The organism is Chitinophaga jiangningensis (assembly GCF_900142605.1).
GTDB classification, from domain to species: Bacteria; Bacteroidota; Bacteroidia; order Chitinophagales; family Chitinophagaceae; genus Chitinophaga; species Chitinophaga jiangningensis.
In genome coordinates this window covers 152,042-168,251 of sequence record NZ_FRBL01000007.1, presented here as the reverse complement: position 1 = coordinate 168,251, position 16,210 = coordinate 152,042, and the positions used below count along the sequence as shown (strand labels likewise).

The 16,210-nt window shown below is 47.6% G+C and carries 13 protein-coding genes; 8 read left to right on the top strand and 5 right to left on the bottom strand.

Annotated elements, in window-relative coordinates; all coding sequences use genetic code 11:
- Window positions 1-144: 144 nt before the first annotated feature.
- The 3 genes from BUB18_RS18835 to rlmN are packed head-to-tail and all read right to left on the bottom strand — an operon-like array spanning window position 145 to window position 3,468.
- The gene (locus BUB18_RS18835) at window positions 145-867 is read right to left on the bottom strand and encodes an RluA family pseudouridine synthase (RefSeq protein WP_073084088.1); all 723 of its coding nucleotides are present in this window, start codon (window positions 865-867) and stop codon (window positions 145-147) included.
- Between the two features lie 13 nt (window positions 868-880).
- Entirely contained in the window at window positions 881-2,365 is a 1,485-nt protein-coding gene (locus BUB18_RS30020; RefSeq protein ID WP_143159998.1) for a pseudouridine synthase, read from the bottom strand.
- A 59-nt stretch (window positions 2,366-2,424) separates the two neighbouring features.
- Window positions 2,425-3,468: a dual-specificity RNA methyltransferase RlmN gene (rlmN, locus tag BUB18_RS18825; protein ID WP_073084086.1), complete on the bottom strand. Its 1,044-nt coding sequence runs from the start codon at window positions 3,466-3,468 to the stop codon at window positions 2,425-2,427.
- Window positions 3,469-3,680: 212 nt separating this feature from the next.
- On the opposite strand from rlmN, the gene BUB18_RS18820 reads away from it, so the two are divergent.
- On the top strand, window positions 3,681-4,877 hold the full coding sequence (locus tag BUB18_RS18820) for a thiolase family protein (RefSeq protein ID WP_073084085.1): 1,197 nt from the start codon (window positions 3,681-3,683) through the stop codon (window positions 4,875-4,877).
- 162 nt (window positions 4,878-5,039) lie between these two features.
- On the opposite strand, the gene BUB18_RS18815 is transcribed toward BUB18_RS18820, so the two are convergent.
- The gene (locus BUB18_RS18815) at window positions 5,040-5,612 is read right to left on the bottom strand and encodes an RNA polymerase sigma factor (protein WP_083550293.1); all 573 of its coding nucleotides are present in this window, start codon (window positions 5,610-5,612) and stop codon (window positions 5,040-5,042) included.
- A 338-nt stretch (window positions 5,613-5,950) separates the two neighbouring features.
- Here BUB18_RS18815 and uvrA point away from each other — a divergent pair, with 338 nt between their 5' ends.
- Together uvrA and BUB18_RS18805 are read left to right on the top strand one after the other, a co-directional pair.
- Entirely contained in the window at window positions 5,951-8,767 is a 2,817-nt protein-coding gene (gene uvrA, locus BUB18_RS18810; protein WP_073084081.1) for an excinuclease ABC subunit UvrA, read from the top strand.
- Between the two features lie 146 nt (window positions 8,768-8,913).
- On the top strand, window positions 8,914-9,276 hold the full coding sequence (locus BUB18_RS18805; protein WP_073084079.1) for a DUF6717 family protein: 363 nt from the start codon (window positions 8,914-8,916) through the stop codon (window positions 9,274-9,276).
- A gap of 100 nt (window positions 9,277-9,376) precedes the next feature.
- Here the strand turns inward: BUB18_RS18805 and BUB18_RS18800 are convergent, their stop codons facing one another.
- Window positions 9,377-9,820: a DUF4293 domain-containing protein gene (locus BUB18_RS18800; RefSeq protein WP_073084078.1), complete on the bottom strand. Its 444-nt coding sequence runs from the start codon at window positions 9,818-9,820 to the stop codon at window positions 9,377-9,379.
- Window positions 9,821-9,966: 146 nt separating this feature from the next.
- Here BUB18_RS18800 and BUB18_RS30225 point away from each other — a divergent pair, with 146 nt between their 5' ends.
- The 5 genes from BUB18_RS30225 (at window position 9,967) to sucD (ending at window position 16,163) form a co-directional block, all read left to right on the top strand.
- Entirely contained in the window at window positions 9,967-12,285 is a 2,319-nt protein-coding gene (locus BUB18_RS30225; RefSeq protein WP_073084076.1) for an NADP-dependent malic enzyme, read from the top strand.
- 100 nt (window positions 12,286-12,385) lie between these two features.
- Complete coding sequence (locus BUB18_RS18790; RefSeq protein WP_073084074.1) at window positions 12,386-13,417, top strand: hypothetical protein; 1,032 nt, start codon at window positions 12,386-12,388, stop codon at window positions 13,415-13,417.
- Between the two features lie 63 nt (window positions 13,418-13,480).
- Window positions 13,481-14,224 carry an MlaE family ABC transporter permease gene (locus BUB18_RS18785; RefSeq protein WP_073084073.1) on the top strand — a complete coding sequence of 248 codons (744 nt, stop codon included), beginning with the start codon at window positions 13,481-13,483 and terminating at the stop codon, window positions 14,222-14,224.
- A 16-nt stretch (window positions 14,225-14,240) separates the two neighbouring features.
- Window positions 14,241-15,074, top strand: coding sequence for an ABC transporter ATP-binding protein (locus tag BUB18_RS18780; RefSeq protein WP_073084071.1), 834 nt, complete (start codon window positions 14,241-14,243; stop codon window positions 15,072-15,074).
- A gap of 201 nt (window positions 15,075-15,275) precedes the next feature.
- The gene (sucD, locus tag BUB18_RS18775; RefSeq protein WP_073084069.1) at window positions 15,276-16,163 is read left to right on the top strand and encodes a succinate--CoA ligase subunit alpha; all 888 of its coding nucleotides are present in this window, start codon (window positions 15,276-15,278) and stop codon (window positions 16,161-16,163) included.
- The last annotated feature ends 47 nt before the right edge of the window (window positions 16,164-16,210 follow it).

The following is a 16,210-nucleotide window of genomic DNA, read 5'->3' as shown; positions in this document are numbered from 1 at the left end:
TACGCAGCCTCAACTACTTTTCGCAATGGTTGTCCCCGCCGGCCGGCGGGGACAACCATTGCGAATCCCCCGGGACCTTCGGTCCCGGGGGATTCGCAAAAAAAAGACCGCCATCGGCGGTCTTCCTAAAAAAATATAATCTTACTAGCTTTTATGCTTCCGCAACTGATTCAGCAGCGCCGCCATATCCTTTGGCAGCGGAGCGATCACTTTCTGCTCCTTACCCTGTTGGTCCTTAAACTCCAGCTCAGCGGCATGTAACGCGAGCCTGCTCAGCAAAGGACGTTCCTCTTCCACATACTTGCCCAGCTTGAATTTTTTCTTGATGGCAGATAACCGGATCGGCTCGCCGGTACCATACATTTCATCCACCGCCACCGGGTGACCCAGGTGCTTCATATGCACCCTGATCTGGTGCGTACGGCCGGTATGAATCTGTAATTTTACCAGGCTCAGCAGGCCAAACTCTTCCAATACTTCATAGTCCGTCAGGGAAGCCTTACCGCGCCTGTTAGTCACCATTTTACCTTTCACCACCGGATGCTCCATAATCGCTTCGTCCACGATGCCCTGCTTAGGCACAATCTGCCCGGTAACCAGCGCGAGGTAAAACTTCTTTACTTCCCTGCTTTCAAACAGTTGGGAGTAGTATTTATGAGCTGCCTCGTTACGGGCAAAAAGAATGATGCCACTTGTGTCACGATCCAGCCGGTGTACCGTGAAGATTTCGCCGTAATGCTTTCTCAGCAATCCAAGCAGTGACGTTAGTTCGTTATCATGCCTGTCAGGTAAGGTTAGCATTCCTGATGGTTTGTTAATGATAACAAAATCCGGTGTTTCTAAAATAATATGCTCTTCTATTCGCATCTGTGCCAGCCAGTTATTTGAAATGTTTCAGCAGGATAACTTCTTTCTCAGTCAGGAATCGCCATTGGCCACGGTTCAGGTTTTTCTTGGTCAAACCCGCATACATCACACGATCCAGCTTTTCCACGTTATACTCCAGGTGCTCGAAAATACGACGCACGATACGGTTTTTACCGCTGTGGATTTCGATACCTACCTGCTTTTTATCTTTAGGGTCGATGTAACCCAGTGCATCTACAAATGCAACACCATCTTCCAGCGTCAAACCGGCAACGATCTTTTCAGAATCCGCTTTGGTAAGTGGTTTGTCCAGTTCTACCTGGTATATTTTTTTGATGTTATGTTTTGGATGCGCCAGTTTCTGTGCCAGTTCACCATCGTTGGTGAGCAGCAGCAAACCGGAAGTATTGCGGTCCAGTCGGCCTACAGGATATACTCTTTCCTCTTCCACAGCATCTTCGATGAGGTCCATTACGGTTCTGCGACCTTCGGGATCATCAGTTGTGGTGATATAACCTTTGGGTTTATTCAGCAGGATATACACCAGGTTTTTCTGGATAGTGAGTTTCTTATCCAGCAGTGCTACGTTGTCTTTCGCAGTTACTTTGGTAGCTGGTTCTTTCACCACTTCTCCGTTAACCGTTACTTTACCTTCGCGGATATAGTCAACTGCTTTTCTGCGTGAGCAGAGGCCGGAATGGGCAATGAATTTATTCAGCGGCATTTCACCAGGGCCGAAAATGCTTTCTTTTTTCTCCTTCGCTTCCTTCTTAAATACAGGAGCAGCAGCACTTTCACCTCTTTTTACCGGCTTTCTGCGACGTTCGTGCTTATCCGTAAAACGATCGTTGGTACGATCAAAGAATTTCTTGCGGTTAAAGCCACTTGGCGTTTCCCTGGCGGATTTGTCGTTTTCAAAATCGCCGTGGAAGCTGCTTTCGCTGGATGACTTATAGTTATCAGGCTTTTTTCGACCTGGTTTATCAGATTCGAAGGTACGTTTACCGCGGAATGCAGGCTTTTCATCCTGGCCATCTTTGTTGAATGGACGTTTACCGCGGAATGCAGGCTTCTCCTCCTGATCATCTTTGTTGAATGGACGTTTACCGCGGAATGCAGGCTTCTCGTCCTGGTCGTCTTTGTTGAATGGACGTTTACCACGGAATGCAGGCTTCTCATCCTGGCCATCTTTGGTAAAAGTACGCTTGCGGAATGCAGGTTTTTCGTCCTGACCGTCTTTAGTAAAAGTGCGTTTACGAAACGCTGGTTTATCATCCTGCGCATCTTTGCCGGCAGCACGTTTACGGAATGGGGCGTCGCCATCTTCCGGTTTGCCGAAGCTGCGCTTGCGTGTATCATCGTTTGCAGATGCTCTTCCAGGCCTTTCACCATCGAAGGAAGGGCGGTTGCGGTTGCCTGCTGCCGGTTTTTCTGATTTGCCGGATTTGTTTTCTTTGAAAGGAGAGAACCCTTTACTAGCAGGTAATTTTTTCTTCATAAATATGTATTGATTGAGGCCATCAGGATGGCCGGCTTGATTGCATTGAGTGTTGAATATTATCCTTTGTTAGCCAGTTGTCCGCAGGCCGCATCGATGTCTTTACCACGACTACGACGTAACCTGGCATTCACCCGGTTTTTTGCGAGGTATTCCATGAACTGCTCCGCTTTGAGGGCGTCAGGCTTGCGGAATGTTGCATTATCAATAGGATTGTATTCGATGATGTTTACCAGGTCAGCGGGTACCTGGCGGTAAATTTTGATCAGCTCATCCGCATCTTCCTTACTATCATTGAAGTTATCGAAGAGGATGTATTCAAATGAGATCTCATTACCGGTGGCCTTGTAGAAGTAGTTCAGTGCATCGATCAGCTCTTTCAGACTGTTAGTGTCGTTGATAGGCATGATTTCACTGCGTTTCTTGTCGTTGGCCGCGTGCAGGGAAAGGGCGAGATTAAAGCGCACTTTATCATCTCCCAGCTGACGGATCATTTTAGCTACGCCGGCAGTGGAAACGGTTATTCTTTTGGGCGACATGCCCAGTCCATCCGGAGAAGTAATTTTCTCGATGGCCTGCAATACGTTTTTATAGTTGAGCAGGGGTTCGCCCATGCCCATGAATACGATGTTACTGAGTTTCTTGCCATAGGACTCCATGGCTTGCTGATTAATCAGGGCTACCTCGTCGTAGATTTCGTCGTAATCGAGGTTACGTTTACGGGCCATATAGCCGGTAGCACAGAATTTACAGCTGAGGCTGCAACCTACCTGGGATGAAACACAGGCGGTTTGCCTGGAATCGGTAGGGATGAGTACGCCTTCAACGAGGTGATTATCATGCAGTTTGAAACGACTTTTAATCGTTCCGTCGTTACTGTGCTGGGTAGCGTCTACCTGAACGGCAGGCAGTACGAAATTTTCTTCCAGTTTCTGACGTAAATCTTTGGAGATATTAGTCATAGCGTCAAAAGTGGTGGCATGACGCAGCCACAGCCATTCGTACACTTGTTTTGCACGGAAGGCTTTTTCACCTATTGCGCTAAAATATTCCTGTAATTGTGGCAAGCTAAAGTGCCGGATGTTCTTCTTGTCAGACTTCATTATTGACCTTTAAATAAGCAATTGGCTGCCTTACGGCAGTCGGAAAGTATCTGCAAAGGTACTTAAATTCAATGACAGTTAACGTTAATGCGGTGTAAATGGTTGGGTCTGTTAAGTTTGGCCCGTTTGCCAGGTTTTATTGGCGATGTTGGGGGAAATAGTTTACTTGCAGCATTACATTTTATCTTACCAAAACAAACAGTTTTATCAACATGCAGTCAGCCTATATCGTTGATGCGGTACGTACGCCTGTAGGGCGCTATGGTGGCGCATTGAGCAATACCCGCCCGGATGATATGTTTGCCCACGTGATCAAAGCTTTACTGACGAGAAATCCTGGTTTAGATCCTGCCGCTATAGAGGACGTAATTGCCGGTGCTGCTAACCAGGCCGGGGAAGACAATCGTAATGTGGCACGTATGTCGGCCCTGCTGGCCGGCTTACCGGTTACCGTAGCCGGTACCACTGTAAACCGCTTATGTGCCAGCAGCTTACAAGCCATCATGGATGCGGCCAGGGGGGTAATGTGTGGAGATGGGGATGTTTTTATTGCCGGCGGCGTCGAAAGTATGACGCGGGCCCCTTTTGTAATGCCAAAGGGAGATGCGGCCTTTCACCGCAAGCCGGAGATTTACGATACTACGCTCGGCTGGCGCTTTGTTAACAAGCAACTGGCGAATATGTACTATCCGTTTTCTATGGGTGAAACCGCAGAGAATGTGGCCCGGCAGTGGAATATCAGCCGGGAGGACCAGGATATATTTGCCCTGGGGAGTCAGCGTAGGTACAAGGCTGCATTGGATGCTAATAAATGGGAGAGAGAAATAGTGCCGCTGCAGGTAGCGCAAAAGGAAGGGGTGGCATTGTTCACTAAAGACGAGCACCCCAGGGAGACCTCGCTGGACAAGTTGTTCGCCCTTAAGCCTGCATTTGCAAAGGACGGCACTGTTACGGCAGGTAATTCCTCCGGTATTAACGATGGTGCGGCTGCCTTACTGGTGGTATCTGAGCAGGCGCTGAAGAACTTTGGCCTTCAACCCATTGCCAGGGTGGTATCCATGGGGGTTGCCGGGGTAGATCCTTCTATCATGGGCGTTGGCCCGGTACCAGCTACCCAGAAAGCACTGCAGCGTGCAGGGATCACCGTGGCGGACCTGGGGCTGGCGGAGCTGAATGAGGCCTTTGCATCACAAACCCTCGCCTGCATGCGGGATTTACATCTCCATGATGAAATAGTAAATGTAAATGGTGGATCAATAGCGATCGGGCACCCGCTGGGCGCCAGTGGCGCACGTATCAGCAGTACGCTGCTGCATGAAATGCAGCGCCGCCCGGAAGTACGTTATGGGCTGGCTACCATGTGTATTGGAGTGGGGCAGGGAGCGGCCATTATTTTTGAGAGATTGTAATACAACTAATCCTCCGAATTGCGTGTCACCTTCGGTGACACGCAATTCGGAGGAGCCTCAGGGCCGCAGGCTCTGAGGCTCCTCCGGGGAGGGATATAAAAAGAACGAGCGGTCGGACATTACATCCGGCCGCCCGTTGATGGCAAGCAAAAAAAGGGTCGTTCATAGACAAATTTGCTTCTCCGTCATCATTTTACGGAGATTGATCAGCCCATACCGCATACGACCAAGGGCGGTATTGATGCTAACCTGGGTAAGATCTGCGATCTCTTTAAAGCTCAGCTCCGCATAATGGCGAAGGATGATTACTTCCCTTTGTTCTTCAGGAAGCATATCCAGCATGCGCCTAACACGGTCGTGGCTCTGGCGGGTGATGAGCTTCTCTTCAGCACAGCTGTCGCTGAAGCCCAGCACGTCGAAAATATCTTTATCGTCGCCCGTTTTGATCATGGGCGTCCGCTTGATCTTTCTGAAATGATCTACGCAGAGGTTATGTGCAATACGCATGGCCCAGGGAAGAAATTTCCCCTTCTCTGTGTAACGTTCTGCGCGAATAGTATCAATAATCTTGATGAAAGTATCCTGGAAAATGTCTTCTGCAAGGAATTGATCCTTTACCAGCAAGAGGATGGAAGTATACACTTTATCCTTATGACGGTGCACCAGTTCTTCCAAAGCCGAAGAGTGGCCTTTCTTAAAAAGGGTAATCAATTGCTCGTCGCACAATTTGTACATTATTTGCATAAACTTCTACAACTAGACGGGTTAGTAAAATGATAATCTGGACTTTACAGCCTCTTGGTTGTTGTAATTTTTGTTAAGTAGAGTTTATGCGATAGTGTGCAGTTTTAGGTTGAAAGTTTAATGAAGCCGGTACGAGAATATATCAAGTCCTATGCAAATATAATAGAATAGTTCAATAAAACAAATAATAAAAAAATCCCCTCAATATCACTGCAATAGCTCTCTCAGGGCGGTTTGGAGGGCGCCGAAATTATCAGGATTCTGCATCGCAGGAATTAGTAAAATGCTAATTACTTTAGTAACATCTTTTACCTTAAATTTGTTCTGTAATGGGAACAAAAGTAAAAAAACAGGCAAAAACAGCGGTTCCTCAGGAAGTTAGCCCTCAGGACAGCATATTCATAAAAGGCGCCCGGGTACACAACCTTAAAAATGTCAGTGTATCCATTCCCCGTAACAAACTCGTTGTAGTAACCGGAGTTTCCGGGTCAGGAAAATCTTCCCTGACCATGGATACCCTCTACGCCGAAGGGCAGCGCCGCTACGCGGAAAGTCTGAGCTCCTACGCCAGGCAATTCCTCATGCGTATGAACAAGCCGGATGTAGATTACATCAAAGGTATCTGCCCGGCCATCGCTATCGAACAGAAAGTAATTACCCGAACGCCACGCTCCACCGTAGGCTCCATGACCGAGATATACGACTACCTCCGCCTCTTTTTTGGTCGCGTAGGTAAAACCTATTCGCCCATCTCCGGTCAGGAAGTGAAAAAGAATGAAGTGAGCGATGTAGTGGACTTTATCAGTAAACTACCGGCCGGCGCCAAAGTATTACTGCTCGTACCTTTCCGCCGCCACGCCAAGCGCGACGTGAAAGAAGAGCTCAATATCCTCATGCAGAAAGGTTTCTCCCGCCTGTACGTACCCGGCGGCGAAGGCAACGGCCTGCTACGTATCGAAGAACTGCTGGAAGCTAAGAAAGTAGCCGTGCCTAAAGATGCATGGGTGCTGATCGACCGCCTCGTAGTAAAAACATTCGATGAAGATGATAAACATCGTATAGCCGATAGCGTACAAACACAGTTTTACGAAAGTGAAGGTGATAGCTTCGTGGAAGTAGATGGAAAAGAAATCAGGCACTTCTCCAACCGCTTTGAACTGGATGGTATGCAGTTCGAAGAACCAGTGCCCAACCTCTTCTCCTTCAATAACCCTTACGGCGCATGTCCTACCTGTGAAGGGTTTGGGCAAGTGCTCGGTATTGATGCGGACCTCGTTATACCCGACAAACGGTTAAGCGTATACGAAAATGCCATTGCACCATGGCGCGGTGAAAAAATGGGCGAATACAAAGAAGCACTGATCAAGGCATCCCGCAAATTCGGATTCCCGGTGCATAAGCCCATTGCCGACCTCACAGACGAACAATACAACCTCCTCTGGACCGGTAACGAACACTTCTACGGGCTGAACGAGTTCTTTAAAATGGTAGAACAAAACCTGTATAAGGTGCAATACCGTGTGCTTCAGTCCCGCTACCGTGGCCGCACCACCTGCCCTGACTGTGGCGGTGGCCGACTTCGGAAAGAAGCACTCTACATCAGGATTGGAGGGAAAAATATCGCGGAACTGGTAGATATGCCGGTTTCCGATCTGAGCAACTGGTTCAATGCGCTCGAACTGAGCGAATTTGATCAGCAAATTGCAAAACGTATACTCATTGAAATTTACCATCGACTCAAAACATTACTGGACGTAGGCCTCGGATACCTTACCCTCAACAGGGTGGCCAATACCCTCTCCGGTGGAGAAAGTCAGCGTATACAACTCACCCGCTCACTCGGCAGTAATCTCACCAACTCCATGTATATCCTGGATGAACCGAGCATAGGTTTGCACGCCCGCGATACACACCGCCTCATTGGTGTACTCAAGGAACTGCGCGACCTGGGTAATACAGTGGTAGTGGTGGAGCACGACGATCTGATGATGCAGGAGGCCGACTATATCATAGATATGGGGCCGCTGGCATCACATCTCGGTGGGGAAGTGATTTTTGCAGGTACCTACCCTGAAATACTCGAAGACCCGAAAAGCCTTACCGGCCGCTATCTCAACGGTACACTCACCATCGATCCGCCGGTAAAAGTCCGCAAATGGAAGAAGGCGATTGCCGTAGAAGGAGCACGGCAGCATAACCTTAAAAATGTTACGGTTGATTTTCCGTTACAGGTGCTCACCGTAGTAAGCGGGGTGAGCGGCTCCGGGAAAACCACGCTGGTAAAGCAAATCCTTTATCCTGCACTGATGAAACTGAAAGGGGAATTCGCTGAACGTGTAGGTAATCACAGGGCTATCACTGGTGCCATTGATGATATCACACAGATTGAAATGGTGGATCAAAACCCAATCGGTAAATCCTCCCGCTCCAACCCGGTAACCTACATCAAAGCGTACGATGAAATCCGCGACCTGTTTGCAAAGCAGCCGCTCAGCAAAATGCGTGGATTCCAACCTAAACACTTCTCATTTAACGTAGACGGAGGCCGTTGTGATGCCTGTAAAGGTGAAGGTGAAGTAGTAGTGGAAATGCAGTTCCTGGCAGATGTGCACCTTACCTGCGAAAGCTGTAATGGTAAACGCTTTAAGGACGAAGTGCTGGAAGTAACCTACAAAGGCAAAAACATCTATGAGGTGCTGGAACTCGGTGTGGATGAAGCACTGGAGTTCTTCAAAGATGAGAAAGACGTATGTAATAAAATCCGCCCGCTGAGCGATGTAGGCCTCGGTTATGTGAAGCTCGGACAAAGCAGTGATACGCTGTCCGGTGGGGAAGCACAACGTGTGAAACTGGCATCGTTCCTGGGTAAAGGAAAGGCGCAGGGGCATATCCTGTTCATCTTCGATGAGCCAACCACTGGTCTGCATTTTCATGATATCAAGAAATTGCTGGCTTCTTTCAATGCATTAATAGAGCAGGGACATACTGTGCTGGTAATTGAACACAACCTGGATGTAATCAAAAGCGCCGACTGGTTAATCGACCTGGGACCTGAAGGCGGTGCCGGTGGCGGTAAACTGCTGTATGCAGGTGTGCCGGACGGACTTAAGAAAGTCAAGGAAAGTTACACCGGACAATACCTCTGACATCTCCCTAAAAAATAAAAATTATAAGGCTGCTCTGATAAATGGAGCAGCCTTATTTATGTGCACTTACACCTGTTTTGTGAGTCGCAGATTGTGCTGGTGATAATTGATTTTTTGTTACATTCCATCCCCAAAAAATGATGCATATGAGAGGTACTTTTAAATTTTACAAAACGCCGGAAAGTAAGTGGTATATTGATATTCCGGGGTGGGACCCGGCAGATATTGACGCCCTGCAGATGGTACTGGGTGCTGATACTATGCTGGATAAGGTAAGCGGTAACACCAACGCCTGTTATCTCGATATTAGTGATCAGCCATTTGATGGGGCTGATGAAATAAAGCTGATAGAAAACTTAAAAGATTCTGTTGGCGGTGGTAATTATCTGATGAAGCGTTTTAAAGGCGAGTCGGTGCAACAGGAAATGTGGTTGTGCGAAGTAACCGAATACGTGTTTGGTTACCTGCCTGAGGTGATTTATGTAGATGTGAGGTTGCAGCTTCCGTAAGAGCCCTAACAGGGATGCTCCGAAATGTAGCAAAAGATAGGGCAAAAAAAAGCAGCCGGTATCAGGAAACCGGCTGCTTTTTGTATAAATGCATTTTTTATTATCTCAGGCGATCCAGTGATTTGATCAGTTTCTCATCCTTATAAATACCCCTTGCAGCCAAAAACAGTAACACTACCATCACAATCGGCAGGAAAGATGCCGGGAGATAGGATGCATTTGCAATAACTTTTCCACTGGCAACCAATGCGTTAGCTTCTTTCGAAACCAAATAATACTGGTATGCGATAGCCCCGAGGGTCAGCAGGATATTAATAACAGTTAAACGAAACTGCAATTTTCTCTTTTTATACAGGAAGATACATGCAAAAGCCATTAATATGATGATGATGTAGAGCACATACATCAGGTAGTTATTAGAGGCGTTTACGTAAGATATTTCCGGGGAATTAGAAAAAGTTGCTTTCCATAAGTTACTGAGAAGCACTCCCACCCCTGCGCCGGCGGCTAAAAGTAAGTAAAGACTCTGGATGCGTTGTATCATATTATTTGCAAATGTTTAACGCCGTAAAAGTAAGGAAATTTAACTGTTATTTATGAGTTGAGTACGATAAGCCCGGGGGATTAACTGGTTGTGGTACTGCAATACTTCGTATATTGCACGCCCAATTACAACAATCTAAACTTGATATGGCAAAAAAACTGAACAAGCAGGATGCATTAGACTATCATGCAAAAGGCAGGCCGGGCAAAATTGAAGTAGTACCTACGAAAGATACAAAATCACAATGGGATCTCTCCCTCGCTTATTCTCCAGGTGTAGCCGAACCTTGTAAGGAGATTTACAACGATCCGGAAAATGTTTACAAATATACCGCGAAAGGCAACCTGGTGGGGGTTATCAGCAATGGTACCGCTGTATTGGGTTTGGGCGATATTGGTCCGGAAGCCAGTAAGCCGGTGATGGAAGGTAAAGGTGTATTGTTCAAAATCTTTGCAGACATTGACGTATTCGATATAGAATTAAATACTAAAGATCCGGACAGCTTCGTGGCTGCCGTAAAAGCACTGGAACCAACCTTCGGGGGGATTAACCTGGAGGATATCAAGAGTCCGGAATGCTTTGAAATTGAGGAAAGACTGCGCAAGGAGCTGAAAATACCTGTTATGCACGACGACCAGCACGGTACGGCGATCATTTCAAGTGCAGCCCTCCTGAACGGTCTGGAACTGGTGAAGAAAAAAGTGGATAAAGTGAAGATCGTGGTAAATGGTGCCGGTGCAGCTGCTATGGCGTGCGTTCGCCTCTATCTCGCGCTGGGTGCGAAGCTGGAGAACTTCATCCTGTTTGATAAAGATGGTGTGCTGAATACCGAGCGTAAAGACCTTACGCCGATGCACATGCAGTTTGCTACCAAATCAAAAGTAAAAACCCTGGCAGAAGCCATGAAAGGCGCCGATGTGTTCCTGGGCTTATCTGTTGGTAACGTGGTTACCCAGGAGATGATCAAAAGCATGGCCAAAAATCCGATCGTGATGGCGATGGCTAACCCTGACCCTGAGATTGCCTATGATACAGCCGTGGCAGCACGTCCGGATGTAATCATGGCTACCGGCCGCTCTGATTATCCTAACCAGGTAAACAACGTATTAGGTTTCCCTTATATCTTCCGTGGCGCCATGGACGTGAGAGCCACCCAGATCAATGAGGCAATGAAACTGGCAGCTGTACGCGCCCTGGCCGAACTGGCGAAATCGCCGGTGCCGGACATTGTGAACCTTGCTTACAACGAAAAGAATATCTTCTTCGGTCCTAAATACATCATTCCAAAGCCGCTTGACCCACGCCTGCTCAGCACGGTAGCGCCAGCTGTAGCTAAAGCTGCGATGGATAGCGGTGTAGCACAGCATCCTATTAAGGACTGGGAAGCCTATAAAGTTGAGCTGAACGGCCGTCTGGGACTGGATAACCAGCTGTTCCGCGTAATTGGTACCAAAGCCCGCCGTGATCCAAGGAAAGTGGTATTTGCGGAGGCAGATAATATCAAAGTGCTGAAAGCTGCGCAGGTAGTTAACGACGAAGGTATCGCCATCCCAATCCTGTTGGGTAACGAAACCCGTATCCGTAACCTCGCTGCTGAACATGCGATCGATATCGAAGGTATTGAGCTGATCGATCCTAAGAGCGATGAAATGCAGGAAAAACGCCACAAATTTGGTGAGCTGTTCTTCGAAAAGCGTAAGCGTAAAGGCTTTAACTTATATGAAGCGAAAAAAGTTATGCGTGAGCGTAACTACTTTGGCTGTATGATGGTGGAAACCGGTGAAGCAGATGCACTGATCTCCGGCCTTACCCGCAAATACCCTGATACCATCCGCCCGGCACTGCAGGTGATCGGTATGGAAGATGGCGTGAAGAAAGTAGCAGGTATGTACATCATTCAAACCAAGCGTGGACCGCTGTTCCTGGCTGATACTACTGTCAACTTCAACCCAACTGCGGAAGAGCTGGCAGAAATCACCCTGATGGTGGCAAAAGAAGTTCAACACTTCAATATCACGCCGCGTATCGCTATGCTGTCGTACTCTAACTTCGGTTCCAGTCCTACCCCTGAGGCACAGCTGGTAGCCAAAGCGCGCGATATCGTGAAACAAAAAAATCCTTCCCTGATTGTGGATGGTGAAATCCAGGCAGCAATGGCCTTTAACAAGGAAATTCTGAAGGATAACTATCCATTCACTGAACTGATGGATGGTGAAGTAAACACCCTCATTTTCCCTAACCTGACCGCAGGTAACGTAGCCTATAACCTCCTCCAGGAAGTAGCAGGTTTTGACGCCATCGGCCCGGTACTGCTGGGTATGAAAAAACCTGTACACATTCTGCAACTGGGAAGTACCGTTCGCCAGATTGTGAACATGGTAAATATCGCCGTAGTAGATGCACAGGAAAAATGCTGCCGCGATAAAAAAGCGGAAGAGAAATCCAAAGGAAAGAAAAAGAAATAGTCTGATCAGATTAATATAGCCATCAGCGTGGAGATGCGGTACGACTACTGCCATCTTCGCGCTGATGGCTTTTTTGCATGAATTGTACTATATTTAAGTCATGCAGCAGATCTCCAGAAAAAAGATATTTTTCCCGATTAACCAGGCTTTCAGAAATTACCTGAAACTCTATGAGCGGGAAGTGAAATTGCCGGTGGACTACCAGGAACTGCGTTACTATGAATACGCCATTCCCGTGTACGACAAGCAGGGTAAGGATACCCTCTGGGAAACGGTGTTTTACCCGCATAGCATGCAGGAAACGATTCATGCCGGGTTAAAACGTATCTACTCCATATTGAAAGCAGGTGGGGATCAGTCGGCCGAGGAGCACCTCCACATTGAGCGGATCGACTATTGTACCTTCGGTAACAGCCATCCGTTCCGGATCAAGATCGTCAATAACTACAACGAGGTATACGATTATTTTTATGTGAAGATAGCAGATGCCTCCAGGATTTATGGCCTGGAACTGGAACATATTCTCTCGCCCTACTGGATGAACTTCCTCATAGACGGGAATACGCTGGTGGAAGAGCATATTGCCGGTGTTCCGGGCGATCAGTTTATTGATCAGTACCTGCAACGGCCGGAGTTTAACCCTAAACGTATAGCCAAAGAGTTTGTAAAATTCAACGAGCGCTGTTTTGTGCGGCTGCTGGGGGATATGCGCAGTTATAACTTTGTATTTGATATTACACCCGATTTTGATGATGTGCAGTTCCGCATCCGGGCGATCGACTTTGATCAGCAGTTTTATGAGGGGAAGCGCACATTATATATGCCACAGTTTTTTAAGGAAAACAGGGTATTTGTGGACCTGGCCATCAAGCACCTGAATGCGGAGGTGGTGAAGCAGTACCAACAGGAGGAGCGCGCGCTCATAGCCCGGCGTATTAAGGTGCAGCGGCACCGCATCAAGGACCTCCGGGATGTGATCATGACGGATCGTGTATCCTTTCCCGAGAAGATACACCAGCTGGGCAGTGAGTTGGCGGAATATTATCACGACCAGGCCTTTGCCCGATGCAAGTCCATGGGGGAGATCGTGGAGCGCAGTCTGAAACGGCTGTTGGTTAGCAGTTTAAAATAGGGCTGCTGAATTAATCGGAAATTCAGGCAGGTTTGACAAAATCTGTCATATCTTTGGCCGGTTATGGAATTCAGATTTTTCTATCATTTTGGAAACTATTTGCTGATGCTCAAGGGCATGTTTTCCCGCCCGGAAAACATGAAGATGTACTGGAAACAGTTTATGCAGCAGTGTGTGGATATTGGCGTAGGGTCGTTCGGGATAGTATTTATCATTTCCCTGTTCATGGGTGGGGTTACTACCTTGCAAACCGCCTATCAGCTTGTAAACCCGATCATTCCTAAGAGTACTATCGCCCAGGTAGTACGGGATACCATTATTCTTGAATTTGCGCCTACGCTTACCAGCATTGTACTGGCAGGTGTGGTGGGTTCTAAAATAGCCTCTGAGTTGGGGAATATGCGTGTGTCCGAGCAGATTGATGCGCTCGAGATCATGGGTATTAACACCAAGGGCTATCTCATCTTACCGAAAATACTGGCAGCAGTACTGATGATACCGGTACTGGTAATGATTGCCGGGTTTCTGGGAGTATGGGGTGGTAAAGAAGCCGGTGTACTGTCCGGCATTATTTCTCCCGATGAGTTTCTGCAAGGGTTACGGCAGGATTTCAGGGCTTATAACGTATTTTTCGCCCTGGCGAAATCATATACCTTTGGATTTATAATATCCAGTGTGTCGGCCTACTACGGTTATAATGTAAGAGGCGGCGCCCTGGAAATCGGTAAGGCCAGCACCACTGCGGTAGTGGTGAGCTGTGTGCTGGTGTTGTTTATGGACTATGCACTGACAGCCATTTTACTGTAAGCTATTTCTACGAATCATGATTGAACTGCAAGACATAAAAAAAGGCTTTGGCGATAAGGAGATATTAAAGGGCGTTTCGGCGGTAATGGAATCCGGTAAGGTGAACCTTATTATCGGCGCCAGTGGTAGCGGAAAAACCGTGATGATGAAGTGTATAGTGGGGCTGATTGAGGTGGATGCAGGTAAAATCCTCTACGATGGCAAGGACTTCACTACCATGGATACCCATGAGCGTAAGGCGATACGCCAGGAAATAGGCATGCTGTTTCAGGGATCGGCCCTGTTTGATAGCATGACGGTGGAGCAGAATGTAATGTTTCCACTGGATATGTTCGGTACCGGCAGCTACCGCGATAAGAAAAAGCGCGTTGCGGAGTGCCTGGAGCGTGTGAACCTGAAGGATGCAGCCAGGAAATACCCGGCCGAGATCTCCGGCGGTATGAAAAAGAGGGTAGGGATTGCCCGGGCCATTGTGCTGAACCCTAAATACCTGTTTTGTGATGAGCCTAACTCCGGGCTGGACCCGCAAACATCCCTGCTGATCGACCAGCTGATCAAGGAACTGACCGTAGAATACAATATCACCACCGTAATGAATACCCATGATATGAACACCGTAATGGAAAGCGGCGACCATATTGTGTACATGTACCAGGGCCAGAAGCAGTGGGAAGGCTCCAATAAAGAAATTGTGTTCAGCAATGACCAGCTGCTGAACGACTTCATTTTTGCCTCCGAGTTCCTCCGTGAAGCCAAGGAAATGCGTCAGCATGAGCTGTTTAGCAGTGGTAAATGGAAGGAAGACTTGAAGAATAAAGGGGGCAACGAGAGCGGCGATGATAAAAAATAGTTAGATAAACAGTGTTTAGTACCCAGCTTTGTTGGTGTGAGTTGCTATCAAATTTTTCTTCCCCAACTTACTGGGACATAACGTAAATTGCAAAATACTCCTGATTGCGGGTGGGGTAAATTGCAGAATTGTTTAAATCAGCTTATTTTTGCCACACCGGAAAAAATAAACATTATAAAATAAACCAATAAAACAAGCGCGATGAGTGTTTTAGTTAATAAGGATAGTAAGGTGATTGTGCAAGGATTTACCGGTACTGAAGGTACTTTCCATGCCACACAGATGATCGATTACGGAACCAATGTAGTAGGTGGTGTAACACCAGGTAAAGGTGGATCTACTCACCTGGAGCGCCCGGTATTCAATACCGTTGCGGATGCTGTAAAAGCAACCGGTGCTAACGTTTCTATCATTTTCGTACCGCCGGCATTTGCTGCTGACGCTATCATGGAAGCTGCTGAAGCTGGTGTTGCCCTGGTGGTATGTATCACTGAAGGTATCCCTGTTCAGGACATGGTGAAAGCCAAAAACTTCCTGGTAGGTACTAACACTCGCCTCATCGGACCTAACTGCCCTGGTGTTATCACTGCTGAAGAAGCGAAAGTGGGTATTATGCCTGGTTTTATCTTCAAAAAAGGTAAAATCGGTATTGTATCTAAATCCGGTACCCTCACTTACGAAGCAGCTGACCAGGTGGTTAAAGCGGGTCTGGGTGTTTCTACTGCTATCGGTATCGGTGGTGATCCAATCATTGGTACTCCAACCAAAGATGCGGTGGAGCTGCTGATGAACGATCCTGAAACTGAAGGTATCATTATGATCGGTGAAATCGGTGGTAGCATGGAAGCTGAAGCTGCACGCTGGATCAAAGAACACGCTACCAAACCTGTGGTAGGTTTCATCGCTGGCCAAACTGCTCCTCCGGGCCGTCGTATGGGCCACGCTGGTGCCATCATCGGTGGTGCAGAAGATACCGCTGCTGCTAAAATGAAAATCATGGCTGAATGCGGCGTTCACGTTGTAGAAAGCCCTGCAAACATCGGTAAAACTATGGCAGAAGTGCTGAGCAAAAAAGCTGCACTGGCTTAATTTTCCGACAGTTAATATATTCTGAAATGGTGGAGAGTAATGGGGAT

Bases quoted from the DNA above. Each gene is read 5' to 3' on its own strand.
- BUB18_RS18820 (WP_073084085.1), top strand. From the start codon at position 3,681: ATGCAGTCAGCCTATATCGTTGATGCGGTACGTACGCCTGTAGGGCGC.
- sucD (WP_073084069.1), top strand. From the start codon at position 15,276: ATGAGTGTTTTAGTTAATAAGGATAGTAAGGTGATTGTGCAAGGATTT.
- BUB18_RS18785 (WP_073084073.1), top strand. From the start codon at position 13,481: ATGGAATTCAGATTTTTCTATCATTTTGGAAACTATTTGCTGATGCTC.
- BUB18_RS18790 (WP_073084074.1), top strand. From the start codon at position 12,386: ATGCAGCAGATCTCCAGAAAAAAGATATTTTTCCCGATTAACCAGGCT.
- rlmN (WP_073084086.1), bottom strand. From the start codon at position 3,468: ATGAAGTCTGACAAGAAGAACATCCGGCACTTTAGCTTGCCACAATTA.
- BUB18_RS18780 (WP_073084071.1), top strand. From the start codon at position 14,241: ATGATTGAACTGCAAGACATAAAAAAAGGCTTTGGCGATAAGGAGATA.
- BUB18_RS30225 (WP_073084076.1), top strand. From the start codon at position 9,967: ATGGCAAAAAAACTGAACAAGCAGGATGCATTAGACTATCATGCAAAA.
- BUB18_RS30020 (WP_143159998.1), bottom strand. From the start codon at position 2,365: ATGAAGAAAAAATTACCTGCTAGTAAAGGGTTCTCTCCTTTCAAAGAA.
- uvrA (WP_073084081.1), top strand. From the start codon at position 5,951: ATGGGAACAAAAGTAAAAAAACAGGCAAAAACAGCGGTTCCTCAGGAA.
- BUB18_RS18805 (WP_073084079.1), top strand. From the start codon at position 8,914: ATGAGAGGTACTTTTAAATTTTACAAAACGCCGGAAAGTAAGTGGTAT.
- BUB18_RS18815 (WP_083550293.1), bottom strand. From the start codon at position 5,612: ATGTACAAATTGTGCGACGAGCAATTGATTACCCTTTTTAAGAAAGGC.
- BUB18_RS18800 (WP_073084078.1), bottom strand. From the start codon at position 9,820: ATGATACAACGCATCCAGAGTCTTTACTTACTTTTAGCCGCCGGCGCA.
- BUB18_RS18835 (WP_073084088.1), bottom strand. From the start codon at position 867: ATGCGAATAGAAGAGCATATTATTTTAGAAACACCGGATTTTGTTATC.